The 25608-nt window shown below is 29.8% G+C and carries 25 protein-coding genes and 1 pseudogene; 12 read left to right on the top strand and 14 right to left on the bottom strand.

The annotated features are described in order from the left end of the window. Positions 1-39 precede the first annotated feature (39 nt). The gene (locus tag ACY3JJ_RS00575) at positions 40-972 is read left to right on the top strand and encodes a sugar kinase (RefSeq protein ID WP_463091880.1); all 933 of its coding nucleotides are present in this window, start codon (positions 40-42) and stop codon (positions 970-972) included. Here ACY3JJ_RS00575 and ACY3JJ_RS00570 read toward each other — a convergent pair. The 5 genes from ACY3JJ_RS00570 to ACY3JJ_RS00550 are packed head-to-tail and all read right to left on the bottom strand — an operon-like array spanning position 963 to position 6571. Further along, the gene (locus ACY3JJ_RS00570; protein ID WP_463091879.1) at positions 963-2186 is read right to left on the bottom strand and encodes a class II D-tagatose-bisphosphate aldolase non-catalytic subunit; all 1224 of its coding nucleotides are present in this window, start codon (positions 2184-2186) and stop codon (positions 963-965) included. The two genes, ACY3JJ_RS00575 and ACY3JJ_RS00570, sit on opposite strands and share 10 nt — an antisense overlap. 12 nt (positions 2187-2198) lie before the next feature. Then, on the bottom strand, positions 2199-3527 hold the full coding sequence (gene melA / locus ACY3JJ_RS00565; RefSeq protein ID WP_463091878.1) for an alpha-galactosidase: 1329 nt from the start codon (positions 3525-3527) through the stop codon (positions 2199-2201). A 19-nt stretch (positions 3528-3546) separates the two neighbouring features. After that, positions 3547-4353: a carbohydrate ABC transporter permease gene (locus ACY3JJ_RS00560; protein WP_463091877.1), complete on the bottom strand. Its 807-nt coding sequence runs from the start codon at positions 4351-4353 to the stop codon at positions 3547-3549. Next, positions 4346-5236, bottom strand: a complete 891-nt coding sequence (locus ACY3JJ_RS00555) for a carbohydrate ABC transporter permease (protein ID WP_463091876.1) — start codon at positions 5234-5236, stop codon at positions 4346-4348. Before ACY3JJ_RS00555 ends, ACY3JJ_RS00560 begins: the two co-directional genes overlap by 8 nt. A 60-nt stretch (positions 5237-5296) precedes the next feature. Continuing rightward, the gene (locus ACY3JJ_RS00550; RefSeq protein ID WP_463091875.1) at positions 5297-6571 is read right to left on the bottom strand and encodes an ABC transporter substrate-binding protein; all 1275 of its coding nucleotides are present in this window, start codon (positions 6569-6571) and stop codon (positions 5297-5299) included. A 187-nt stretch (positions 6572-6758) separates the two neighbouring features. Here ACY3JJ_RS00550 and ACY3JJ_RS00545 point away from each other — a divergent pair, with 187 nt between their 5' ends. After that, positions 6759-7517 carry a DeoR/GlpR family DNA-binding transcription regulator gene (locus ACY3JJ_RS00545; protein ID WP_463091874.1) on the top strand — a complete coding sequence of 253 codons (759 nt, stop codon included), beginning with the start codon at positions 6759-6761 and terminating at the stop codon, positions 7515-7517. 32 nt (positions 7518-7549) lie between these two features. Beyond that, complete coding sequence (locus ACY3JJ_RS00540) at positions 7550-8608, top strand: hypothetical protein (protein WP_463091873.1); 1059 nt, start codon at positions 7550-7552, stop codon at positions 8606-8608. Positions 8609-8648: 40 nt separating this feature from the next. Here the strand turns inward: ACY3JJ_RS00540 and ACY3JJ_RS00535 are convergent, their stop codons facing one another. After that, positions 8649-9848: a serpin family protein gene (locus tag ACY3JJ_RS00535; protein ID WP_463091872.1), complete on the bottom strand. Its 1200-nt coding sequence runs from the start codon at positions 9846-9848 to the stop codon at positions 8649-8651. A gap of 168 nt (positions 9849-10016) precedes the next feature. Between ACY3JJ_RS00535 and ACY3JJ_RS00530 the strand changes: the two genes are divergently transcribed. The 3 genes from ACY3JJ_RS00530 (at position 10017) to ACY3JJ_RS00520 (ending at position 11812) form a co-directional block, all read left to right on the top strand. Beyond that, a complete protein-coding gene (locus ACY3JJ_RS00530) occupies positions 10017-10346 on the top strand; it encodes a DUF262 domain-containing protein (RefSeq protein ID WP_463091871.1) in 330 nt (109 codons plus the stop codon). Between the two features lie 146 nt (positions 10347-10492). Further along, positions 10493-10816 (top strand): hypothetical protein, encoded by a 324-nt coding sequence (locus ACY3JJ_RS00525; RefSeq protein WP_463091870.1) that lies wholly within the window; start codon positions 10493-10495, stop codon positions 10814-10816. A gap of 39 nt (positions 10817-10855) precedes the next feature. Further along, positions 10856-11812: a hypothetical protein gene (locus ACY3JJ_RS00520; protein ID WP_463091869.1), complete on the top strand. Its 957-nt coding sequence runs from the start codon at positions 10856-10858 to the stop codon at positions 11810-11812. On the opposite strand, the gene ACY3JJ_RS00515 is transcribed toward ACY3JJ_RS00520, so the two are convergent. After that, positions 11809-13173 carry an ADP-ribosylglycohydrolase family protein gene (locus ACY3JJ_RS00515; protein ID WP_463091868.1) on the bottom strand — a complete coding sequence of 455 codons (1365 nt, stop codon included), beginning with the start codon at positions 13171-13173 and terminating at the stop codon, positions 11809-11811. The two genes, ACY3JJ_RS00520 and ACY3JJ_RS00515, sit on opposite strands and share 4 nt — an antisense overlap. A gap of 19 nt (positions 13174-13192) precedes the next feature. Continuing rightward, a complete protein-coding gene (gene rbsK / locus ACY3JJ_RS00510) occupies positions 13193-14125 on the bottom strand; it encodes a ribokinase (RefSeq protein ID WP_463091867.1) in 933 nt (310 codons plus the stop codon). Between the two features lie 174 nt (positions 14126-14299). Here rbsK and ACY3JJ_RS00505 point away from each other — a divergent pair, with 174 nt between their 5' ends. From ACY3JJ_RS00505 to ACY3JJ_RS00495, 3 genes are all read left to right on the top strand, one after another. Next, positions 14300-14857 carry a DUF2207 family protein gene (locus ACY3JJ_RS00505; protein ID WP_463091866.1) on the top strand — a complete coding sequence of 186 codons (558 nt, stop codon included), beginning with the start codon at positions 14300-14302 and terminating at the stop codon, positions 14855-14857. A 157-nt stretch (positions 14858-15014) separates the two neighbouring features. Next, the gene (locus tag ACY3JJ_RS00500; RefSeq protein ID WP_463091865.1) at positions 15015-15287 is read left to right on the top strand and encodes a hypothetical protein; all 273 of its coding nucleotides are present in this window, start codon (positions 15015-15017) and stop codon (positions 15285-15287) included. Positions 15288-15443: 156 nt separating this feature from the next. Continuing rightward, entirely contained in the window at positions 15444-18698 is a 3255-nt protein-coding gene (locus tag ACY3JJ_RS00495) for a hypothetical protein (protein ID WP_463091864.1), read from the top strand. Between the two features lie 2 nt (positions 18699-18700). Here the strand turns inward: ACY3JJ_RS00495 and ACY3JJ_RS00490 are convergent, their stop codons facing one another. From ACY3JJ_RS00490 to ACY3JJ_RS00475, 4 genes and pseudogenes are all read right to left on the bottom strand, one after another. Beyond that, a complete protein-coding gene (locus ACY3JJ_RS00490) occupies positions 18701-18952 on the bottom strand; it encodes a hypothetical protein (RefSeq protein WP_463091863.1) in 252 nt (83 codons plus the stop codon). A gap of 66 nt (positions 18953-19018) precedes the next feature. After that, positions 19019-19315: pseudogene (locus ACY3JJ_RS00485) on the bottom strand (ATP-binding cassette domain-containing protein); the annotation flags it as partial. 160 nt (positions 19316-19475) lie between these two features. Continuing rightward, positions 19476-19772 carry an ABC transporter transmembrane domain-containing protein gene (locus tag ACY3JJ_RS00480; RefSeq protein WP_463091862.1) on the bottom strand — a complete coding sequence of 99 codons (297 nt, stop codon included), beginning with the start codon at positions 19770-19772 and terminating at the stop codon, positions 19476-19478. Further along, positions 19769-20464 carry an ABC transporter transmembrane domain-containing protein gene (locus ACY3JJ_RS00475; protein ID WP_463091861.1) on the bottom strand — a complete coding sequence of 232 codons (696 nt, stop codon included), beginning with the start codon at positions 20462-20464 and terminating at the stop codon, positions 19769-19771. The genes ACY3JJ_RS00480 and ACY3JJ_RS00475 overlap by 4 nt, the downstream gene beginning before the upstream one ends. A 233-nt stretch (positions 20465-20697) precedes the next feature. Between ACY3JJ_RS00475 and ACY3JJ_RS00470 the strand changes: the two genes are divergently transcribed. The 3 genes from ACY3JJ_RS00470 (at position 20698) to ACY3JJ_RS00460 (ending at position 22646) form a co-directional block, all read left to right on the top strand. Continuing rightward, complete coding sequence (locus ACY3JJ_RS00470) at positions 20698-21747, top strand: LamG-like jellyroll fold domain-containing protein (protein WP_463091860.1); 1050 nt, start codon at positions 20698-20700, stop codon at positions 21745-21747. Between the two features lie 120 nt (positions 21748-21867). Beyond that, a complete protein-coding gene (locus ACY3JJ_RS00465; protein ID WP_463091859.1) occupies positions 21868-22188 on the top strand; it encodes a nucleotidyltransferase family protein in 321 nt (106 codons plus the stop codon). A 116-nt stretch (positions 22189-22304) separates the two neighbouring features. Beyond that, on the top strand, positions 22305-22646 hold the full coding sequence (locus ACY3JJ_RS00460; protein WP_463091858.1) for a ribonuclease toxin HepT-like protein: 342 nt from the start codon (positions 22305-22307) through the stop codon (positions 22644-22646). On the opposite strand, the gene ACY3JJ_RS00455 is transcribed toward ACY3JJ_RS00460, so the two are convergent. Further along, positions 22647-24050 (bottom strand): peptidase associated/transthyretin-like domain-containing protein, encoded by a 1404-nt coding sequence (locus ACY3JJ_RS00455; protein WP_463091857.1) that lies wholly within the window; start codon positions 24048-24050, stop codon positions 22647-22649. Positions 24051-24138: 88 nt separating this feature from the next. Further along, on the bottom strand, positions 24139-25548 hold the full coding sequence (locus ACY3JJ_RS00450) for a right-handed parallel beta-helix repeat-containing protein (protein WP_463091856.1): 1410 nt from the start codon (positions 25546-25548) through the stop codon (positions 24139-24141). Positions 25549-25608: the final 60 nt, after the last annotated feature.

The following is a 25608-nucleotide window of genomic DNA, read 5'->3' as shown; positions in this document are numbered from 1 at the left end:
AGATATAATTAAACAAAAATAAGATAGGGGGTATATTGTATGGAACTTGATGTTTTAACTGTAGGTGAAATACTTGTAGAGATGATGGCCAAAAATTTGGATCAGGATTTTTTGCATCCTGGAGAGTTATTAGGTCCTTACTCGAGTGGTGCTCCTGCAATTTTTATTGATCAGATTGTAAAATTAGGGCTCCGAGGGGGAATAATAGGATGTGTTGGGGAAGATGATTTTGGAGAAATGGTTTATCAAAGGTTAAAGAGGGACGGGATTCAAACTGATCTGATAAAAAGAACTGGAGAATATATAACTGGTATTGCTTTTGTTACTTATTTTTCAAATGGGGAAAGAAAATTTATTTTTCATCTTCCTCATTCAGCAGCAAGTCAGGTTTTTTCAGAAGATATTACAGAGGATTTGATAAAAAATGTAAAATGTTTACATATTATGGGATGTTCTTTGGCAATAAGTAAAAATATGAAAGATGCTATAATGAAGGCTGTTGATTTGGCTTATTCATTTGAGAAAATGGTATCTTTTGATCCCAATATTAGGGTTGAATTGGGTTTATCCCCAGAATATTTAAAAACTCTCAAGTATATTCTTTCTAAATCAGATATAGTTTTGTCAGGAGAGATAGAGATTTTGACTATAACTGAATCTCAAAGTATGGAAGAAGCTTTGGATAAGCTGAGAGAATTTGGGATAAAAATCATTGTAATAAAGAAAGGAAAAAGGGGAGCAGAAGCTTATTATGGAGAGGAACATTATAGGGTAGATCCATATCCAGTAGATGAGGTTGATCCTACGGGAGCTGGTGATTGTTTTGATGCAGGATTTATAGCAAGTATATTGCAAGGATATAATATTAAGAAGGCATTAAGACTTGCAAATATTATTGGAGCTTTGAGTGTAACAAAGAAGGGACCTATGGAGGGAGTGGTAGATGGAGAAACTTTAAAAAATTATATATGAATTGCATAGTGATAATCTTCTAAGGTTTTTTTAATTTCGTGCTTTATTATATCTATTACTTTATTTTTAATTTTTCCCTCTCTTATGAGATAATATTCGTCATAAAAATATTGATATATAAATCTCATATCTATATTTTCAGAGAGGTTTTTCAATAAAATTTGAAGAGATCTTTTAATTTCAGGAAATTCCCAATAATATCTTATCCTGTCCAATAGGCTATATAAAATATCCTTATCAGTATTTTCTTCTTTATAATATTTAGACCAATATTTATCATTCTTCTTCATCACATGTAGAACAATTTCTTTAAGATTTGATCTTTTTTCTTTTGGTATCAGTTCGTTTTCGATTAAGTTTAAAATAAAAAGGGTTCTTCTGAAGGACGCAGTAAGAGCAGGGCCTACTTTTAAAATTCTTATACCATCTTCTACCATCTTTTTTAAATGTATTTTAGTTTGATAATCAGTAGAATGGGCCTCAATAAATAAATCTTCTTCCCTAACTTTATTTAAAAGATTTATAACTTTTTTTCTATCATAATCGAAAACCTTATCATTATCAAAACCTATGCCCAACATTACTACAAACCCTATAATTCTATCCCATATATGGGGAAAACTCTGAAAGGATTTTTTAAAGGCAGAGAGAGATTTTTTAAATTCATCTATTGAGGTTATTCCTTCTTTCTCACCTCCACCTGCTACAGGTACATCTGTCCCTACCACATAAACTGGTTTAATATTAAGCCTTTCTGCCGCATTTTCTGCTACTTCTAAAAGTTCTTTTTCTCTTTCTGCAATAGTTTCCATATTTAATATGGGAGGATCATCTCCTAAGGGCATACTACAATCTAAATGTATTTTTTTATATCCACTTTCAACAAATAATTTTACAAGATCTTTTGCTTTTTTCATTGCTGAAGAGGCTTTTTCTTCTTGCCAAGGTAGAGGTCCTAAATGGTCTCCACCTAAGATAACTCTTTCTTCTTTTATGTTCTTTTCTTTCAGCAGTCTATGAACAAAGTTTTTAAAATCTTCAGGAGTCATTCCTGAGTATCCTCCATATTGATTTACTTGATGGGGTGTAACTTCAATCAGTATATAATCATCATTTTCTTCAGCATATTCTAAGGATGTCTCTATCACAAAAAAGTTCGATGTACATATGGAATATACTCCTTTTTTCCTTAAATAATCCTTATTAAGCCACATATTGAATTCCTCCTATTTTCTTTCAAACATATCTCCTAAATATTTTTTATGGGCTTCAAGTAGTTCATCTACCAATTTATGGATTTTTTCAGGGGATAGGAGAGAAGAAGCTACAGGATCCAAAAGGGCAGCATAGTAAATATAATCTTTATTACTTTCTATTGCTCCTCTTACTGCTAATCTTTGTACATTTATTTGCATAATATTTAATGAAGCAAGTTGGTCTGGAATTTTACCAATATGGAGAGGGGAAATTCCATTTCTGTCTACATAGCATGGTACTTCTACCATACAATCATATGGATAGTTTTCTATAATTCCTTTATTTCTTACGATACCATATACTTGTTTAGACTCATTGGTTTCATATGCATGAATAATCTGAACTGCGTATTCTTTAGAGGTATCTGTATTGTCATCACCATAAAATCTTTTTATTAAATTATATTCTTCTTTTATATTTCTCAAATAATAATTCTTAAAAGCCTCAAAGACTTTTTCATTCTCTTCCACTCTTCTTATGTATTCTCTTATAGGGATATTGAGTTTTTCAATCAAATCATTGTCCCTTAAGAAGTATGGGAAATATTCTGCATTATGCTCTGAGGATTCAGTTACAAAATAATGAAATCTTCTTAATATTTCAAATCTTACTGAGTCTTTTTTATAAATTTCCTTTTTCTCCATTGCTTTAAATAGGTAGGGATATAAATTTTCACCTTTTCTTTCAAAAACTAAGACCCATGCCATATGGTTTATTCCTGCTACCTTGTAATTTATTTCTTCTACGGGCACATCTATGTAGCTTGCTAATTGCTCAATAGTGTATGGTATGGAATGGCAAAGACCTATATTTTTAATATTTGATATTTCATTTATGAACCACTGATTCATGGACATAGGATTTGTAAAATTAATAAGTAATGAGTTAGGAGCATATTCTTCAATATTTCTTACTAATTCTTTAAAGAATGGTGCTGTTCTTAGAAATCTCATTATTCCGCCAATACCATGAGTATCTCCTATGGTTTGTCTTAAACCATATTTCTCAGATATATCAAAATCTACATATGTAGCTTCTTTTCCTCCTATTTGTACTGTATTTATGACATAACTTGAGCCTTTTATGGCCTCTTTCATTTCTAAATAACTTTTTATAGACCATTTTAGTTTTTTAGTTTCTTTTATCTCTTCTGCTATTTTTTTAGCTACTTCTAATCTCTCTGGATCTATATCCATTAAGACGATTTCTAAATCTTTAAATTCTGGAAATAAACTTAAGTCTTTTAGAAGATTTCTTGTGAATACTACACTACCTGCACCAATAAAACATATTTTCATTCTTTAGCACCTCCTTAATCTACTTAAGACCACTAAAGGCTATTCCTTCTATGAAACTCTTTTGGGTGAATAGAAATAATATAATTGGTGGAAGTGATGCAATAATACCTCCTGCCATTATAACTCCCCAATTACTGAAATATTGCCCTTGTAATAAGGCTATTGCTATAGGGAGGGTTCTCTTCTCAGGGGATGTAATAACTATAAGGGGCCATAGGAATAAATTCCATGCATATATGAAGACTAAAAGTCCAAAGGATAAAGTAATAGGTTTTGATAAAGGCATTATAATATGCCATAATATTTTCCATATACTTGCCCCATCTACAATTGCTGCCTCTTCCATTTCAATGGGTAGAGAAAGAAAGTGCTGTCTATAAAGAAATATGCCAAATTCACTAAATATTTCTAGAAGAATGACTCCTGTTAAAGTGTTAATTAATCCTAAATTTTTTAGAATAATATATCTGGGTATAAGGAGTACAATTCCGGGTAGCATAATTACTGAAAGAAATATTAGGAAAATGGCATTTTTATACGGGAAATAAAGCCTTGCAAAAGCATAGCCTGCTAAAGAACAAAGAAATATTTGGGAAAATACTAAAGTTAAGGTAACAAAAAGAGAATTTAAAAAATATCTAGCAAAATCTAATTTAATAAATATTTCTTTATAGTTATTAGTAATAGGATTCAGGGGAAAGAGTCGAGGGGGAACAGAAGATGCTTCCTCTATGGTTTCGAAGGATACTATTAGCATGAACCAGTATGGAAGAAACATGAGAATAGCTCCAATCAATAGAATTATAGAAATGAATTTTTTACTCATAATATACCCATCTCCTTTGAAATCTGAATTGAATAATTGTTAAGATAAGTAAGATGAAATAAAGAATCCAAGAGAGGGCTGTGCCGTATCCCATTCGGAACCAGTTAAAGCCATTTCTGTAAATATAATATACTATAGTATATGTGGAGTAACCAGGACCACCGCGAGTCATAATAAATACGCTTTCAAACATTTGTACTGTACTTATGATCTGCATGATGAGTATAAAAAATATAATAGGAGTCATAAGAGGTATAGTTATATTTAATAGAATATCTTTCTTAGTAGCCCCATCGAGTTCTGCAGCCTCGTAATATGTAATGGGTATGTTTTGAAGCCCTGCTAAAAATAAAATTATGTTATAGCTTAGGCTACCCCATATACCCACTAAGGCTAAAGAAAATAGGGCTATTCTAGGATCTGTTAACCAATAAATTTTTTTTAAACTCAAAAGGCCAAGTACTGTATTTAATAGGCCATATTCAGGATTGAAGAACCATAACCATACAAAGTTTATAGCTACAGATGAGGTAACTGTAGGTATAAAATAAAATACTCTTAATGTTCTTATAAATTTTGAATTTTGATTAAGGCCAACTGCAATAAGGAAACTTAATACTAAAGAAGCAGGTACTACATATAAAGTATATAAGAATGAATTTTTCAATGAAATCCAAAATATCTTGTCTTGTAATATTTTTTTGAAATTCTCAAGACCAACAAATTCTGGAGGTGAAATGGCATCGTATTTGGAAAGGGCAAGTTTAAAGGATATTCCAAAAGGAATATAATAGGCTAATAACGCAAATATAAGAGAAAGAAGAATGAAAAGAAAAAAATATAATCCTTGTATACTTCTCTTTATACCTCCAAGCTCTCTCATGAAAAGTTCCTCCTAAGATAAAGAGGGGAAAGACAAAATCTTTCCCCTCTTATAATATTTTTATTCCCCTTTAGCCTTAATAATGATATCTTTTATTTCTTGTACAGCTTGCCTTAGGCCATCTTCAACTGGCAATCTTCCAGATATAATTTCAACAATATAATAGGTTTCCCATCTGTCAAACCATTCACTTGCTCCTTCTGTCTGAGGCCATGGATTAGTGAATTTTACAGAATCAATAAATACCCGAGCATCCTTTTCCTTTCCGAATTTCTTAAATCCTTGTACCCAGAGTTTATCTGCATCTTTATAGGCTGGAATTACAGTCCCAGTCTTGCCAAGTATTTCAGCTGCTTCTTTCCCAGCCATCCATTTTACAAAAGTCCAAGCAGCATCTAAATTTTTAGTTTTACTCCAAATTACATTACCTAAGGAATCTGATATGGTAGCCCTCTTTCCTAATTTGGATTTTGGAAGCATAACTACTCCAAAATTAAAGGCTTTAATATTTTGAGCATAATATCCAAGCATCCATGATCCACCAAAATTCATAGCACTTCTTCCGGCTATAAACAAATCTTCAGAAGTAACGCCAGGTTTAGGTGCAAAACCATTTTCAGTTAATTCTTTTGCAAAAGAAAGTGCTTCTACAGCTGGAGGGGTATCTAAAACTACTTTTCCTTCTTTGTCTACTAATGATCCACCAAGAGATAGAATCAATGGGAATAGAAATCCTTGAGAAACAGCTAATGCTCCGCCGTCAGCTGTTATACCATATCTTACTACAGATCCTTTTGCATCTTTCTTCGTTAATTTTTCTGCAGCCTTCTTTACGTCTTCCCAAGTCCAATTAGTATCTGGATACTTTAGTTTAAGTTCGTCGAAAGCCTTTTTATTAAAATACATAGCGATAGTATCATAGTCTCTTGGAAGAGAATAATATCTTCCGTTTATGTTATGAAGCTTAAGAATTCCAGAAGGATAGACACTAAGATCAATTTTATCTTTTTCTATGAACGATGTAATATCTACTATGGTTTTCTTAGCCACATAATCTTTTATATAGAATCCATTATCCATAGTGAATACATCCCAGCAATCTCCACCTGCTATCATGGTTTGTAACTTAGTCCAATATTCTTCCCATGGTACATGTTCAAGTTTTACTTTGATATTAGGATATTTTTTTTCAAAAGCAGAAATTTGTGCTTTAATGCCATCTATTTGTTCACTCATCCATACTCCATATCTAATTGTGATTGTTTTTTGACCAAAAGAAGTAGTGATCAAGAGTAAAGAAAGGAAAGTAATAAGGAGGACCACTATTTTTTTCAATTGAAACACCTCCTTTTATTTTTTGTTCATTATTATATCAATTTTGGTCTAAATAAACAATGTGTTTTGAATGTTACAGATAAGAAATTTATAAAAAGAAGAATTTTTTGTCTCTTTACAATCATTTTTGGATCAAATATAATAAGGAACAAATATCAAAATACTTATAGAATGGGGTTTTATTAATATGAAAGAATATAGATTTAATAAAATAATTAAACTTATTAGAGAAAGAGGATATATCACTGTTCCTGAAATAGCTAAGGAACTTGGTATCTCTGAGATAACTGTAAGAAGAGATTTAAGATTTTTAGAAGGTCAAGGATTGATAAAGAGAGTAAGAGGAGGAGCTACCCTTACAGGAATTACTTCTGAAAATTCTTTTTTTGTTAAATTGGAAGAAAATAAAGAGGCTAAAAGAGAAATAGGTAAAAAGGCCTTATCCTTATTAAAAGATGGATCAATAATTGCCTTGAGTGGAGGAACAACCATATATTATATGGTGCAAGCATTAGATGAAAGTCCTATAACTGATCTTACTATTTTAACTAACTCTATAACTTCTGCTTGGGCTGTTATTAATCTGAGGAAATCTTTTAAACTTATTCACTCTGGAGGTACTACAAAGGAGAAATCTTTTGAATGTATAGGTGGATATGTTATAAAGTTTTTCCAAGAGATAGGTAAGATTGATTTTTACTTTTTAGGAGCAAATGGTGTTGATATAAAAAGTGGTATTACCTTTTTTGATATGGAGGAAGCAGAGGTTGCAAAAACTATAATATTAAAGGCAGACAAGGTGGTTTTATTGGCAGATAGTAGTAAATTTGCTACTTCTGCACCCTTCCGTGTATGTACGCTTGAAAAGGTAGATTATATTGTGACAGATATAATACCTGATGAGTTTAAAAATATTCCAGATTGGCATTTAAAGTTTATTGTATAATTTTAGATAATTATGAACGGGAGTGAGGGTTTATGCTTGAGATAAAGGATATGTTAAATTTAATAGGTAATGAATTGAAGGATGGAAGTGAACAGACGAAAAAATTTAGAGAGTTTATTGAGAAAGATAAATGGCCTTTGGAAACAATAAAGAGCTGGCTTGATGAATGTATAAAAGAAAGTTCAGGATCCCATGATCCCTATAATAAAGCATTTCAAGATTTGATTGTATCTTTAGGTAAGAGGTTAGGATTTAATATTGAATACGGTAAATATTTAGGTAAATCTGGGGGAGATAACTATGATGGTATCTGGAAAAGGGAAGATGGAGATATTATAGTTATAGAAGTAAAAACAAGTACATGGCCTATCGGAAGTGTTTCACAACTTGGAGAATATATTGTTCAACTTGAGAAAAAGTACGATAATGAAAGGGTTTTTGGGTTATATGTTATTGGTAAAGGTGATGTTCAACCTTTGATTGAACAAATAGTTGGAAGTAAGTATAAAGACAAAATACGAGTAATATTATATACTGACCTTATTGATTTAGTTAATTTAAAAATAGAATTGACTCCTGTAGTAGGTGAATCAAAGGCTATAGAAAAAATTCAAAGTCTTATATTCCCGATTGAGAGTGTAAATATTGGAAATATAATTAAATTGATAAGAGAAATAGCAGAAGCTATATCTGAACAGAGTATAGAGGATGAAAATGAAGAGAAAGAATCAGAAAAACCATGGACAAAAGATGAACTTTTAGAATTTTTGAAAGGATGTACTCACTATCAAAAAGTATTAATAGCTGCTTTGGCTCAAGTTGAAAGATATCCTATACAAAAAAAGTATTTACTTGTTTTAATGAATGAAATTGCTAAGGAAAAAGCATTTTTAGGTATTGGAAAAAAATTATCAGGAAAAGAGATTGCTGGGGCACGTGGAGGGTTGAAGCTAAAAAGAAAACTATTGGGTAAAGAGGATTTTATAGAAGGCTATTGGGATAAATCAGAAAAAGATTATGTGTATAGAATAAAGGATGAATATAAAGATATTATTCTTGAATGGGTTAAAATTGAAAATTTAGAAATATAATTTTTAATAGGGTCAAGCCTCAAGGCTTGACCCTATTTATTTAAGGCTCTACAAATCTTCCCATAAAGAGTATGGTATTTGTTTTAATATCACGAATTATAAAAAAGAATGGTCTATCTGCTTTAAAGATAGTAATTGTTGGAGCTACAGATTTTAGTGACATTATTACTGCTGTTGCTGCTGCAGCTTCTGTACCTTCCTCATTAACCTCAATAAAAGATTGATGTATTACCTTACTTATATATAAATCTTTACTTTCTGTCATTCCTGAAAAGTCAGCAAGACTCATATCGAAAGCATCTTTCATACCAAGTTCAATAAGAGGTTTATTTAATATATATCTTTTTTCCATTTTGAATTTGGGGATATATACATCAACTTTTTCTGGGGTTAAATTTGATATTAATTTATTTATTCTTTCAATAGAAAGCTTTTTTTCAAAGTCTGAAAGTTTTTTGTCTTCTTTTGGTAGAAATATAACCATTGATAATTCATTTTCTGAATATGGTAATTCTAAAACTTGTACTTCATCATCTTCGGTATAATTAAATCTTCCTTCTTGATGCATCATTGGTACATTTACTTTCTTTTTATTTTCTAAATTAAAAGGCATATCTCTTGTCTCTTGAGGGTCAAATTGATTTTGCCATTTTCCCTTAGAGTAAATTGCATTAACAAGTATTAGCCGTGTTAGAGCAGAGATATCTTCTGGATGTATTAAATTTTTAATTTTATTATTTGTCTTATCCTCTACCCATTTATTAATGGTTAATCTTGCTTTTTCTCTATTTTCTTCATTTACAAAGTCTACCTCATTAAATCCTGCCTCGTAATATTTATTTAACAGATTTATAAATTCCTTTTGGAAAGGATAATTAGTCTGTCCCCAAAGGGAATTTGCAATAGCCAGCTGATAACTTTTATTGGGTCTATTAAAGTATGAATTTAAGGATGAAAAAGCTTTGTGAAGATCTTCTTGAGAAAGTTTAAAATACAATACTTTTGCCATTTGTTTTTCTGTATTTCCTCGTGCTCCTGCATAAGTCATTGCTAAAGCTGATGATATGCTATAGGGCGATATAAAAATATTTCCTTTTTCTTCAGTAATTATTTTTTTATACAGATCTATACCAAAGGCATTATTGCTTGCAGATATTATTGCTGTATTATTATCCATAGACAGGGAAAAGGAAAGTATTAAAAGGAAAAGAATGGAAAAAACTATAAATCTCTTTTTCATAATATACCTCCTAATCGGGAATGATATTGTCCCATAAATAGTATGACACAATTTTTAATAAATAACAAAATTAAGTAATATTTGGAAAATTAATAAGTTGAAAGTCTTCTTTATATCGTGATATCATGTAAATATGCTACTTTATAAAATAGACGGAGGATATAAGAAATGATTATTCAAAAATTCTCAGTTAATCAATACCCTATATCAACATTACTTTCTTGGATTCAATCTGGTAAAGTGGTAGTTCCTGAGATACAACGACCTTTTGTGTGGGAATCTACTCAAGTTAGAGATTTTATAGATTCATTATATAAAGGTTATCCTGTGGGATATATCATTATTTGGCAAAATCCTAATGTGAAAGCAAAGGACGGAACATCGTCAAAAGGTAAAAAGATATTAATAGATGGACAGCAAAGGGTTACAGCTCTAATGTCCGCAGTTTTAGGTAAAGAGGTAGTAGATAAAGATTATAGGAGGAAAAAATTAGGATAGCCTTTAATCCTAAGAAGAAAATATTTGAGGTAACAAATACAGCTATAGAAAAGAACAAGGAATGGATTTCAGATATTTCAAAAGTTTTTTCCCAAGATTTTAATTTTTTAAAGTTAGTAGAAGATTATGTTTTATCTAATCCTTATGTGATTAAAGATGATATATTTTTGTCTCTCGATGCTCTAAGAAGTATAGTTAATGTACCTGTAGGAGTTATTGAATTAAACTCAGATTTAGATTTAGAGGAAGTTACAGAGATATTTATTAGAATGAATTCAAAAGGTACCCAACTTAGTCAGTCTGATTTTGCCATGTCGAAATTTGCTGTCAATGATAAATATGGGGGAGATATCATTCGTAAGGCTATAGATTATTTTTGTTATTTAGCTGACAAACCTGAATTTTATCATGAAATTTTAGAAAACGATAAAGAGTTTGCTAATACAGATTACTTTAAAAAGATGGCATAGCTTAAAGAGAGTAAAGAAGATTTATATGACCCATCATATGTGGATTTGTTGAGGACTATATTTACTTATAAATTCAAAAGGGGTAAATTACAAGATTTAGTTGCTTTATTATCTGGAAGAGATTTTAAAACCAAGGAATATAAAGAAGAAATAATAGAGGATACTATAAGCAAATTTAGAGAAGGATTATTTGATTATATAAATGAATCTAATTTTAAAAAATTTATTATGATAATTAGGTCTGCAGGTTTCATAGATAGTTCTATGATAAGAGCATATAACCCGTTGAGTTTTTCCTATGCTTTATTTCTTACATTAAAGGAGAAAGGGATACATCCTGCTAAAATAGAATCTTATGTAAGAAAGTGGTTTGTCATGTCTGTACTAACATCAAGGTATTCAGGATCGGCTGATTCTCAGTTTGATGAAGATATTAAAAGATTAGAGGAGAGTAATCCTGAAGAGTTTATAAATAATATTTTTGAGGCAGAACTTTCAGATTCTTTTTGGAGTAATACTCTACCAGAGAGTATGATTACTTCAAGCGATTATCCTTATTTTCAAGTTTTTCTTGCAGCTCAAGTAAAGATGAAAGATAGAGGTTTCTTGTCAAAGGATATTACTGTTGAGGATCTTATTTCTATAAAGGGAGATGTGCATCATATATTTCCGAAAGATTATCTAAAAAAGATTGGGTTTAGTGATCGAAAGGATTATAACCAAATAGCTAATTACGTTATGGCACAATCAGAGATAAATTTGGCTATAGGTAATAAACCCCCGAAAGAGTATATTAAGGATCTTATAAGTCAATGTAATACTAAGAATTTGAAATACGGAGGTATAAATAATCTTGATGATCTTGTAGAAAATTTTAAGATGCATTGTATACCTATAACCATTCTTGAAAATAATGATATGGATTATTCAGATTTTCTACAAGAGAGAAGGAAGTTGATGGCACAGAAAATTAGGAGATATTTTGAAATGCTCTAAGTTGGATTTTGTATCTTTTTAACTATATCCAGTGTTTTCTTGGCTAGATCAGAAATTTTGCAAATATTATAACCAGATACTCCTGATTCTACTGTGTCATTTAAGGGTTTTATCCAGTATTCTGGAAGATTTTTTGCTCCATATATTGCTCCTAAGATGGAACCTACTGTTGCCCCATTACAATCAGTATCAAGTCCACAAGATACAGCATTTGTTATTCCTTTTTCAAAGGAAAGGTCGCTATACAAAAGGGATGCAACCACAACTTGAGCGTTTGATAAAACATGGCACCAATTATGCCAATATTCTTCATTTTTCCTATTTTTCTCGTAGGTTTTATAAATATATTCTCTTACCCAATCAAAAGCTTTACCTCCTTTTTTAAATTCTATGATGTTTTTAATAGCTTCATAGAATCTACTATTTTTAGGGACTGTAGAAAGTCCTACTTTTATTATTTCTTCTATGTTATCCGTTACAAAAGCCCAGGAAAGAGATGATGCTATAAAAATCTCTCCATAGATTCCATTTTTTACATGAGACACACAAGCGTCTCTAAATGCGAATTCTGCTGACTTTTTGGGGTTTCCTGGATTAATATATCCCCAAAAATCAGCCCTTATTTGAGCGCCAATCCATTCTCTGTAAGGGTTTCTAAATTCTCCTGATTTAGGAGGCATAATTAAGTTTACAAGATTCTGATAAGCAACTCTCTCTGCGGTATATGTGTGAAATATGGGAAGATTAAAAAGCCATGATTCCGCTACATCTTCAGGAGTGAAGTTTTCTCCGTAATTCTTAAAAATGTAGAGTCCAAGAATAGTATAGTTTATATCATCATCTTCAATCATATGGTCAATTTTATTAATCCATCCTCGCCACTTTACATCCTCTATTCCATATTTTTCTTTTATCTCTTTATCAACATCCGAAGAAAGATACTTTTTTATGGGGAAATTATTAGTATCTTTCAAAAAATTCCATATTTTATTACGAGACCAACCTTCTATAGGTTTACCTAAAAGGCATCCTGCCATTCTCCCTAAGTAGGCACCATAGATCTTGTCTAAAAGTTTCTCATCAAGAGTTATTTTTACTCTATAATTTTCCTTTTCCTCATCAGACTCTCTAAATATTTCTTCCAATTTTGATGGTTCATTATATTTATAATCCTTTCTTATTTGAATAGCCTGAATCTTATCTAATAGCTTTTTGGCTATCTCTTCTCTTTTTTCCCAATCTTTTATTTTAGATATATTTTCTATTTCCTCCTTCAATGTAGATAAATCTTTTCCTTCATCGGTACTTTGTAACACTTCTACCTTTAATCTCTCATAGTAAGATAAATAAAATTTTTGCATGTTTCAAGTTTCTCCAAAGTTAATTGGAATATTCTTTCAAAAATCTTTCTACTTCTTCTCTGTAAGGCATGGAAGAGGCAGCTCCCATTTTTGTAACACTTAAGGCAGCTACTGCACTGGCAAAAGTTACTGCAGAGATTAAGTCTTTCCCTTCTGAAAGGGCTACTGCAAGGCCTCCATTAAAAGCATCACCAGCTCCTGTTGTATCCACAGCTTCCACTTTAAATGGTGGTATATGTTTTCTTTTGTTTTCAGTTACTACAAAAGCCCCATCTTTTCCGAGAGTTACAACTACCCCCTTTGTCCCATAAGAAAGCATTTTTATTGATGCTTTTTCTACATCTTCTAAGGTTTCTATCTTAATCCCTGTGATAATCTCTAATTCGTTTCTATTAGGAGTTATAATATCAGCTTTACCCAATATTTTATCATCTAATTTCCTTGCTGGGGCTGGATTTAATATGGTTAGTGGTTTCCTTTTATTTAAAACCAAATCCAATACATAGGATATTGTTTCTATAGGGATTTCTAATTGTAGTAGGACTACCTCAGAACTTAAAATTATATCTTTCACTGCATTTATCTGCTCAATATTAACCTCCATGTTTGCTCCAGGAGCTACCACAATCATATTTTCTCCTGTTTTATCATCTACTATTATTAAAGCTATCCCTGTATGAGTTTTATCGCTTACCTTTAGGTAATCTACTTTTACACTCTCTTTCAATAGGAAATCTTTTGCCATTTCTCCGAAGTTATCATTACCTATGCATCCTATAAAGTATACTTCTGCCCCTAATCTTGCAGAACATACTGCTTGGTTTGATCCTTTTCCGCCGGGCCCCATTATAAAAGGACCTCCTAATATTGTTTCTCCTGGTTTTGGAAGATGAGGGGCTTTAGAAACTAGATCAGTATTGTAGCTTCCTATAACTGTTATTCTTTTTCTCATAAAAGGTCCTCCATTGTTTATAATCTATTTAATGTTTATTGTTTATTATAAATGAAATTTTATAGTTTTCTGTAAAAAAGAATATTCTAAGATATTTAAGAAAATTAGCAAATTTTTGTTATAATTAATTTATGAAGAAAATTATTATCCTTTTTAACAATTTTATTTTTTCTTTTGAGTTTTGAGGTATTTGCAAAAGGCAAAAGAAGTACCTATATAGAGAAACAGTATGACGTAACAGTAAAAGAAAACAAAGGTCAATCAAAGGATTTATATATATCTCTATTGATTATTTTACTTTTCATGGGTTATTTAATAACATCTTTATTATCTACCTTTTTCTTAAAAGAGCCTGCGGTTTATTACAAAAATAAATATGAGATAAATCCTCCTCTTAAATTACCTCCAGCATGGGTTGAGCTACTTTTGAAAAAACATGGAAAAGTTTCGGAAAGAGCTTATTCTGCCACATTTATAGATCTTGCTTTTAATGAATATATTATTGTTAAGGAGGAAGATAAAAATTACAAAGTTATTATGACAGATAAAGAAATAGATGATAATTTAAGTGAAGAACAAAAAATATTACTTTTTTTATTAAGAAGAATAGGAAATGAGTTTAATTTATCCGATATCTCTAAATTAAATCTAAAAAATTTTGAAAAAGCTTTTAATAGAGCAATAGGAGAAAATCTTTATAAGAAGTTAAGATGGATTAATGTAAAAACCTAAAAAATATTTTCTATTAAATATTTACTTATGGGTTTTGGTTTTATTTATATCATTATTAATCTTTGATTTAGGCCTAATAATAATTTCAGCTCATAATCTAATTTTTGGATCAATATTTATTTCTAAATGTTCAACTTATACTTATGAAGGTAAATTAATGGCATTTAGATGGAGGGCTTATAAAAGATATATAAAGGATAATCTTGATGATTTGATTAAAAATAATGATGGTATAAATAAAATTAAAGATCTAATTATATATAGTATCCTTTTTGGATTTCATAAGAAGATACTGAAAAATTTGGGAGAAGATAATATACTTAAGGATATTTTTTCAAAATGGTTCATTACGCCTCAAGAAAAAGTCAATAAATTATTTAAGTCTTTGAATATTTTTATTGGAGAACTTAATAAAGTATTTAGAATATAAATAAAAGATTGAGAAGAGCAAGTTTTAAATCAAGAGATGAAAATTTGTATTACTTGAATGTTTGATCCTATTACAAAGGAATTTTTATTGCTTAGTAAATAAATGTGATATATAATAAGTTTTAGGATGAAACAAATTGAAAGTTGGGAGAGTATTATGAATAGCAAAGTTAAATACGAAGTGGATAAAGATAAAGATTTAACCTTTAATATATATAATTATAACTATGCATATCCTTTTTCCAGTTTCCTTCCTGGTATCTCTGGAATTATAGGTATTCCTATGTGGTGTTTTTATGTGAATAGGGCACAGTGTATTGCAAGTTTTGGATTTGAAAGTAAAGATGGTGCTATCCTTGAGTTTCATCCTGCTAATAAAGCTTATAGATTGACCCCTATATATGGATTTAGAACTTTTATAAAGATAAATGGAGTTATTTATGAGCCTTTTAGAGAATCCTTTGAAAATCAAAAATTTGAAAAAGAAAATTATATGAGTATTACACCATATGATCTTACCATATATGAGGTAAATAATACTCTTAATATTGCATGTAAAGTAAATTATTTTACTCTTCCTAATGAGCCTATAGGAGCTTTAATAAGGGTATTAGTTATTAAGAATCTTAAAAATAAAGATATTGATTTAGAAATTATTGATGGAATACCACAGTTTTTACCTTATGGACTTACAAATGAGGTTATGAAAAATATGTCCAGAACAATAGAAGCATGGTATCGGGTTGATAATGTAGAAAATAATGCTTCTTTTTATAGGTTATATACAACCTTTCAAGATGTAACTGAAGTTAAGGTTATAAAAGATGGACATTTTTATTTTTCTTTTGAAGAAGATAATAAACTTCTTCCTATAATTGTAGATCCGTCTTTAATATTCTATCCAGCTGATGATTTTTCATATCCATTTAATTTTGCAAAGGAAGATTTTAAGATTAATACCTTGTTTTATGGTGATAGGACCCCCTCAGCTTTTTCTTATTCTCAAATTTCTCTTTCGCCTTATGAGGAAAAGAGTATTATCTCTATTATAGGAAGATCTGACTCTGTAGAGAGATTGAATTCCATTATTAATGGGTATTCTAAAAAAGAATTTATTGAAAGAAAGGCAAAAGAAAATGAAATACTTATAAGAAGTATTATTGATAATTCCTTTGTTTGTAGTTCTTCAAAAGAATTTGATTCTTATGCTAAACAAAGCTTTCTTGATAATATATTAAGAGGTGGACTTCCTGTTACTTTAGAGTATGGAGGAAAGAAAGATGTTATTTACCTTTTCTCAAGAAAACATGGAGATTTGGAGAGAGATTATAACTTTTTTAGACTTGAAGCTAATTATTTTTCTCAGGGTAATGCCAATTATAGAGATATAAATCAAAATAGAAGGAATGATATATATTTCAATCCAAAGGTAGATTATTTTAATATATGGTATTTTGTAAATCTTATTCGACTGGATGGATATAATCCTCTTGTGATTAAAGGAATTAAATATTTGTTATCTGAGGAAAAATTAGATCAATTAAAAGACTGGCTAGATGAAGATATAGAAAAGGAGCTTTATGAGATCTTAAAAAGGCCTTTTATTCCTTATGATGTTATAAGGATTCTTGAAAAATACAAATATAGATTGAAAAAGGGGGATTTAATAGAGTTTATATCATTTCTTCTTACAAATTCTAAAAAGATTGAAGATGCAGAACATGGAGAAGGATATTGGGTTGATCATTGGTTCTACAATTTAGATCTTATAGAAAGTTATGAGTCTGTTTTTCCAGATAAAATGGCTAATCTACTTTTGGATTTAAATATCTTTACCTATTATGATAATTCAGAAATTGTTTTACCAAGAGATGAAAGGTATGTTTTAACAGATAAAGGTGTAAGACAGTATAGATCACTAAAAAGGGATGAAGAAAAAGAAAAACTCATAAAATCAAGGGACATAGAACCCAATAAAGTAAGGACAAAATATGGTAAAGGGGATATATATTATACTAACTTGATCTCTAAGTTGCTTACCCTTGCAGTAGTAAAATATTCAACTCTTGATCCTGATAATGTGGGAATAGAGATGGAGGCTGGAAAACCAGGTTGGAATGATGCTTTAAATGGGCTTCCTGGACTTTTTGGATCTTCTGTAAATGAGACTTTTGAACTTAAAAGGTTAATTCTTTTATTAATAAGATGGATAGATAAATATCATCTATCAGATAGAGAGATAAAAATTCCAATTGAAGTCATGGATTTGATTAATGGTCTTTTTGAAATTACAAAGAAAAATCTAATAGGGGAAATTTCTAATTTTAATTTCTGGGATGAAAGCTCAAAATTAAGAGAGTTTTATAGAGAAAGAACAAGATTGGGGATAAGTGGAGATGAGATGACAGTAAAGCTATCTGATGTTGTTGACAGGATAAAAGTTTTTTTAGAGAAAATAGATATAGGACTTGAGAAAGCATTTATTAAAGATAAAGGATTGTACCATACATATTTCTATTATGATCTAATAGATTATGAAATATTAGAAAAAGAGGGGAAGAAGGTAATAAAGCCTAAAAGATTTGAAAGAAATGAGTTACCTCTCTTTCTTGAGGGTCAGGTGCATTATCTAAAAGTAGAGAAAGACCCTAATAAAAAGAAGGAAATAATTAAGAGAATAAAAGAAAGTGATCTCTATGATAAGAAATTGAAGATGTATAAAGTGAATGAATCATTGAAAGACGCCCCATTGGAAATTGGAAGAATAAAGGCCTTTCTTCCAGGATGGCTTGAAAATGAGAGTGTATTTCTCCATCTTGAGTACAAATATCTTTTAGAGATTTTAAGATCAAAAGAATTTGATACCTACTATGAGGATATGAAAAAGTGTCTTGTACCATTTATGAGCCCTGAAGTATATAAAAGGAGTATATTTGAAAATGTCTCTTTTATTGTGAGTAGTGCTAACCCTGATGAAAATTTGCATGGTGCTGGTTTTTCAGCGAGACTTTCTGGAAGTACAGCGGAATTTTATAACATGCTTATTCTTATGACATTAGGAGGAAATCCCTTTTATCTTGATGAAAATAATAGACTTTGTTTTAAACCAGAACCCTCAATTCCTAACTTTTTATTTACATTAGAAGATGAAGAGGTAACATATTTTGGAAATGGAAACGAGGAAAAGATATTTGTACCACGAAATGCTTTTGTAATAAAATTCTTTAATACTCTCATATATTTTATAAATCAAAAAAGAAAAGACTTGTTGGGTAAGGATATAAAAGTAAAGAAATATATATTGTATAAAAGAAATGGAGAAAAAGAAGAGATAAGTAAAGAAGTACTTGAGTATCCATACTCTCTTTATTTAAGAGATGGAGAATATGAAAAGATAGAGTGCATAATTTAAAATTAACTTTGTATATCTAACATATCTTGGTCATTGCTTTCTTTAAATCCTTTTTCCCAAAGTTCCTTATATTTACCATTAAGAGATATGAGTTCTTCATGGGTACCTTCTTCTATAATTTTCCCATCATCAAGGACTATTATTCTTTCTGCTATTTTTATGGATGAAAATCGGTGAGCAATGATTAAAACAGTTTTATCTTTTAACTCCTCTTTCAATATATTTTGTAAGGTGTGTTCTGTTTCTGTGTCCAAGGCATATGTAGCTTCATCAAGAATAAAAAATCTTGCATCCTTTTTAAGTAGAGCTCTTGCAATGGCAATTTTGGGCCTTTCTCCACCAGATATTAAAATTCCTCTTTCTCCAATCTCTCTCTCAAAATCTATATTCTCTATAATAAAGTCATAGGCAAGACTATTTTTGGTAGCAGAAATGATATCTTCATCCTTTGCATTATAATTACCATATCTAATATTTTCCTTAATACTTTCAGGAAATAGGTATATATCTTGATTAGCAACAGAAATTTTTTCTCTTAGAGTTGATAGATTACAGTCCTTTATATTTGTTCCAAAAATTTTAATTTCGCCCTTTTGAGGTTTATAAAGGCCAAGTATAAGCTTAACGATAGTAGATTTTCCACTACCACTTTCTCATACAAAGCCACCTTTTCTCCTCTTTTTACTTTAAAACTTATACCTTTTAATATTTCTTTCTCATCATATGAAAAATATACATCTTCAAGTTCTATATCGTAATTACTTACTTTTTCTTCTTTTACATCTCCCCTTTTTCATCTTCTTGATTTAATAATTCCTCTATTCTTTCTGAAGAAGATTTTGCCTTTCTATAGGAATTTATTACATTAGGAAGCACATTCATAGGAGCTAAAAATACATTCATAAGCTCTATAAAGGCAATAATTCCTCCAAGGGTTAATTCTCCTTTAAGGACTAAATTTCCCCCATAAAAGAACATAAGTACAAAAGGTATAATCTGTAACATTATTTTAATTGGTTCAGAAAGGACTTCAAATCTGGCTGAATTAAGTCCTGATTTAAAAGACTTTATCAATTCCTTTTCGTATTTATAAAAAGTTCCTTTTCTAAATTAAAAGCTTTAAACAAGGTTATGCCAGAAATCGCATCTTGAGCAACAGAGTTTACATCGCTAAGAGCTTCTTGTTGTCTTTTTGTATATTTCTCTACTGGTTTGCTATTAATCAAAGCAAGAATGATGGAAATAGAAATTACAGCAAAACAAAATAAAGTTAGTTTCCAGTTTATAGATATAGCAAGAATAATACCGAGAATAAAAGTAATAGGATGATATAAGAGATCGTTTAAGGAGTTACTTAAAAAGCCTTGAATAAGGGAGAGGTCATTTGAAAGTCTTGATATATAATCACCAGTAGTATTTTTCTCTATATAACTAATATTCATATTTATTAACTTCTTACCTATATCATTTCTTATATCTCTTAATACATTTTCAGAGAATTTTCTTAAAAGGTATGCTTTAAAGTACTCTAAAAATATTTTTGCTAACATTATTGACAAAATCATTGTAAATATCTCTATAAAAAGGTCTTTATTTTTCAGCAAAATGGCGTTTGCAATATTCTTTTCAAGGCTAATGAGATATATGTTTGTGAAGGAAACAATAATAGAAAGAACTAAAGTAATAATAAGAAGTGTTATATTTTTCTTCACTATATGTAAAGTTTTATTTTTAAATTGTTTTCTTTTTATAAAAATTTCCTCCAATTTGGGCCTTTATTATTAATAATTTTAAAAATAAATTTTAGATTTTGTCAATATTAATTTTATAATTTTTAATATTTAACTTTAAAAATTATTTCAAAAAAGTGTGATCTATATCACTTTGCTAATTAATGTATTAAAGATAAAATATAATTAGAGATTAAAAAATTATAGTTAGGTCCTCTTAAAACTATAACTTTTTAATCTCTAATTTATTTGAAAGGGAGGAGATCCTAATGAAAACCTCTATATTAAAGCTTTTTGGGATTATTTTTATACTCCTTTTTATAGCAGGTGGTTGTGTGACTAAACCTGCAGTTTCAAATCAGCCACCTCTTGCTCCATCAAATCCAAATCCACAAAATAATGCAACTAATGTTCCAATTACAGTTACTCTTTCTTGGACGTGTAGTGATCCAGATGGAGATAGTTTAAAATATGACATATACTTTGGAGAAAATGATAATCCTCCCCTTATAAAAAGTAATCATGATTCCACAAGCTATAGTTTATCAGATCTCAATTATAACACTACTTACTACTGGAAGATAGTGGCAAAGGATGGAAAAGGAGGGGTAACATCTGGACCTATATGGAGATTTACAACAGTAAGTGAAGGGACAGTAATTCCTGTCTTTAAGGATAGTTTTGAAAATAATAAAACAAATAATGAAGATCAATATAAAAGTCCTTACTATCAAGAGACTATATCATCAGTAAGGGGTATTACCTTTACACAAGGGGTGGTTGGTGATGGAGTACATCTTGATGCTCTAAATAGTTATATCTGTTACAGTACTTCCTATATTAACCCAACAGAAGGAACTATAATGTTTTACTTTAAACCAGACAGCAATATGTATGAGTCTTATCAAAATTTAAGTAGTCACAAGGGTGGTTTTTTGATTGATACTGTAGGTTGGTTAGATGCATTTCCTGGTGCATTTTTTATTGCTGCTTGGTGTGACGGGGAAAATCATAATAGTTTTTGGTCAGGAACATGGAGTGGTTCTTCTTGGTCGTATGCACACACAGATCCTATTTATACTCTTTCTCCAGATAAATTTTATAAAATTGCCTTTACATGGAGTGCAAGTGACAAAAAAATAAAGCTCTATCTTGATGATCAGCTCATTGCAGAAGCAGCCTATAATACACCACTAAATAATGAGCAGCTATTCTTTATAGGACATAATCCATTTTATGATTATTGGCCCTATGGAGCGCGTTCTTTAATGGGAACCTATGATGAATTAGAGATTTATGATGTGGCTCTCGAATTTTAATAGTTAGTAGATTTAAAATGGGGGAGATAAATTTATCTCCCCCCCAAATTCAATTTTAATATATATAATCCATAGAGCAGTTAAATTTATGTTATACTAAATCATGTTTGATATATCTATTTGGGAAGAAAAAAAATTCTAAGAGAAAAAGAAGAAAGAGAGCTAAAGAGGAAAAAGCTATTAAAGGAGATTATTCCAAAACTCAGAGATTATTTCGGAGATAAAGAAGTAGAAAAAGTTTATCTATTTGGCTCCATACTTATGGAAGATTATTTTTACGATTCATCTGATGTGGATATAGCTGTTGGAGGATTAAAGGAGAATTATTTTAGGATTTTTTCCGATTTAGAGGATATTATAGGAAGAAAAATTGATCTTGTGGAACTTGAATATTGTAAATTTAAAGAAGAAATTTATAAGCATGGATTGAGAATAAAATGAAAAAGGAGAAAATTAGTTTACTTTTAGGATATTTTATCTCCCAAGAAGAAGAGATAGATAAGATTTTTAAAGAAATAAAGGAAACATAACTAGAAACAAAAGAAAAGACTATTTACTTGGCATACAATCTACATAACCTTTATAATGTCTTGGAGGATTTGTTTAGAGAGATAGCCAAAACCTTTGAAAATGAAATAGAAAACTTTGAATATTATCATAAAGAACTTCTAAAGAGAATGACTGTTGAGATTTATGGATTTAGACCTAAAATTTTATCAAAAGAAAGCTATGCTGTTCTTGATGAGCTTAGAGTTTTTAGACATATATTTAGACATGCATATACTTACGAGATTGTCCCTGAGAAGATTAATCTTTTAAAAGATAATCTCCTCAGGAACTGGGATCTTATAAAAAGAGACTTGTATAATTTTAAATCTTGGCTTAAAAGTATTTTATAATTATAAAGAAATCTTATATAGATAAATGTCCATATTTTGGTCTTGTATTAAATATCCTAAAAATATAAAGTAAATATCTTTCTCACTTATAACATCAGTGATATGATTGTTAAAATCCTTTCTTTCAATAATTTCTCCCATAAAATTCCAATTTAAATCTAACTTAAGGATATAGGAATTATTAATTTTATTTTCATTTACATATCCTGCCAATATATAGTTTTTAGAATTTTTTGCTATAGAAGTAACATAAGTATCTCTTCCCTTTTTTGAATAATTTTTCCTAATTAATATATCTCCTTTATCATTGATGTATATTAAGAAAATTCCTTGTTGCAAATTTTTATACTCATTGCCAACTATTACATAACCTTGTGGACCTGCAATTATAGCCTTTCCATAAACAGGTCCCTCACTTTTAATTTCTTTGTTCCATATTAAATTGCTGTTTTTGTCTATTCTATAATAGGTGGCATAAGAGGGTTTATCTGTTGGTGTTGTTGACCCAACAATTATGTAATCTCCATTTGATGCTTGAATGACTTTTTCAAAATAATCCTCACCTTTATCTCCATATACTTTATCCCATAATTTTTCACCATTTTTATTAAATTTAATTATATAATTATCACTCTTTATTGATTCATTGTTTCTTACCCTTACAAGTCCTACAGCTACAATTTCTCTCTCATTGGTTATAATAAAGTTCTTTATTATTTCATCCCAATCAGATCTTCCATAATTCTTTTCCCATATAATTTTCCCATTACTATCTAATTTTAAAAGATATATATCATGGCCTTTATCTTTATTTATTGCTGTTGCAGTTACTATATACTCATTGTCATTTATATCTACATATGCATTAAGCATATCTTCACCAATAGAATATGTTCTTCCCCAAACTTTTCTACCATACTTATCTACCTTCAACAAATATAAATAGCTTTTATTTGTATTTATGGGAGTTAGTTTTCCAGATATTAAATAACATGAATCATTAGTTAGCTTTATAGAAAAGGGGAATTCTTGATCAAAATTTCCAAAGTATTTTTTAAATAACTCTGATAAAGAAATACTAAAATCTATTTGATTTGTCCCAGCTTTAAGAATTACTGGTCTTCTCAGGACTATAGATTTCAAATTTGGTTCATAAACATCTATTGTAAAAGTTTCTTGTTCTCCAACTATCGGAATATTTTTTATTACATATCTACCATCCTCATCGCTAATACCTATGCAATCTGTTCCTAATATTCTTATTATTGCTCCTTCAATTGGTTTTCCATCATCTTTATGATATATGTTTCCTTCTAATTTTGCATATGAAAGATTAATTTGGCTAAAAGAAATACTCAACAAAAGAATTATTAATAATGGAAATACAAAATATTTTTTGGACATTTTTCCTCCTAAAATTTAAATATATATTATTTTATAATAAAAAAATTTCAAAAACAAGAAAAAGTAAAAAAATTCAAAAAATTATTAATCATTTTTCATAGGCACCCATATCAATTCCCTTACCAATAGGACGAGGTTTATTATCTAAATCATTAGTAGGAGCACCATCTAATGTGCCATTATCAATTGCAGGACTTCCATCTTTTAGATGATAGTCACCTAAATTTCCAAATGCAGTTTTAATAAATAATGGATCACCGTATAAATTGCCTTTTCCTATATTATTAATCTCTTTTGCCCCATATGTTTTATCTAAATGCTCAAGAACTCTTTCAGGATGTTTTGGCATATAAAATAGATTGTTTTCTATTTTAAATTTAACAGAATTTCCAAAGAAAATTGGGGAATTTGGACCCCTTGCACTAAATATATTGTTTTTCATTGTTAGATCAATTGGTATGTCAGGGTAGTCATATTGAACATACATAAGATAGTTATTACCAATTTCGTCATCAACAGTAACATTAATTATGAAGAAGGAAGAATTACTTTTTTCTGTACTAATTACAATAGCTGACCATGGGGTAGTTTCTCTTTTTCCATCTCCTCTTCCATATATGAGAGTATTTTCTATTTTACTATTATCACCCCACAATTTTATACCATCACATGAATTATTAGCTACAATACAGTGATGTATATAAGTATTTTCAGCCTTTGAATCAAGACCATCCCCTCTATTATGCTCAACTAAAGTATTTACTATTTCAATAGGTCCATTAGAGGTTTCAATACCAAATCCGTCTGGTCTATCATAAGGACCTGGCCCTTTCCCACCTTGATAATAATGGCCACTATAAGAAAGAATGCAATTTTTTATTAGAACATTTTGCCAACCGCCTTGTTGCCCCTCTGGTCCTCCAATACATCCAAATCCACAATAGCTTATCTGAGAGTCTAAAATCTGAATTCCATTAACATCTGAGATATTTATTCCAAATTCATCTATATGATGTATATAGACATTTTTTATTATGATATTACTAATTGGTCCATTGAGGGCTTCAATACCATCTCTAAAAGGCTCTCCGTTATCACTTGTTATTTCTAAATTTTCAGTTTTAATATAACTTTTTCCAGATATATCAATTGCTGTAAGGAGGTTATTTCTACCTGCGAGTATGGGCCTATTACCTTCTTCTCCTTTTATGGTTATCCATTTTTCAGAAGTTCCAGAATTTTGGGGTATTATTATGTCATCATCGTATTGAGATAGAATATATTTTCCACCTAAGATAATTAGAGTATCACCTGCTTCTAGCTTTCGAGAGGCATATCCTGGAGTTGCCCAAGGTTGTTCTTTTGTCCCTGGATTTGAATTATCCCCTTTTGGAGATACATAATATATTTTTCCACTTTCTTGTATATTTTGGAAACTATAACCATAAAAGAGAAATAGGGAAATTAGAAATAAGATTAAAAATATATGCTTTAACATGTTACCTCCTTAATTTTTTGAGATTATATAAATTTTTCAAGATTTAAGTGTTAAAAACAA

The organism is Dictyoglomus sp. DH, assembly GCF_055181375.1.
This window is presented reverse-complemented; position numbering and strand designations above follow the sequence as displayed.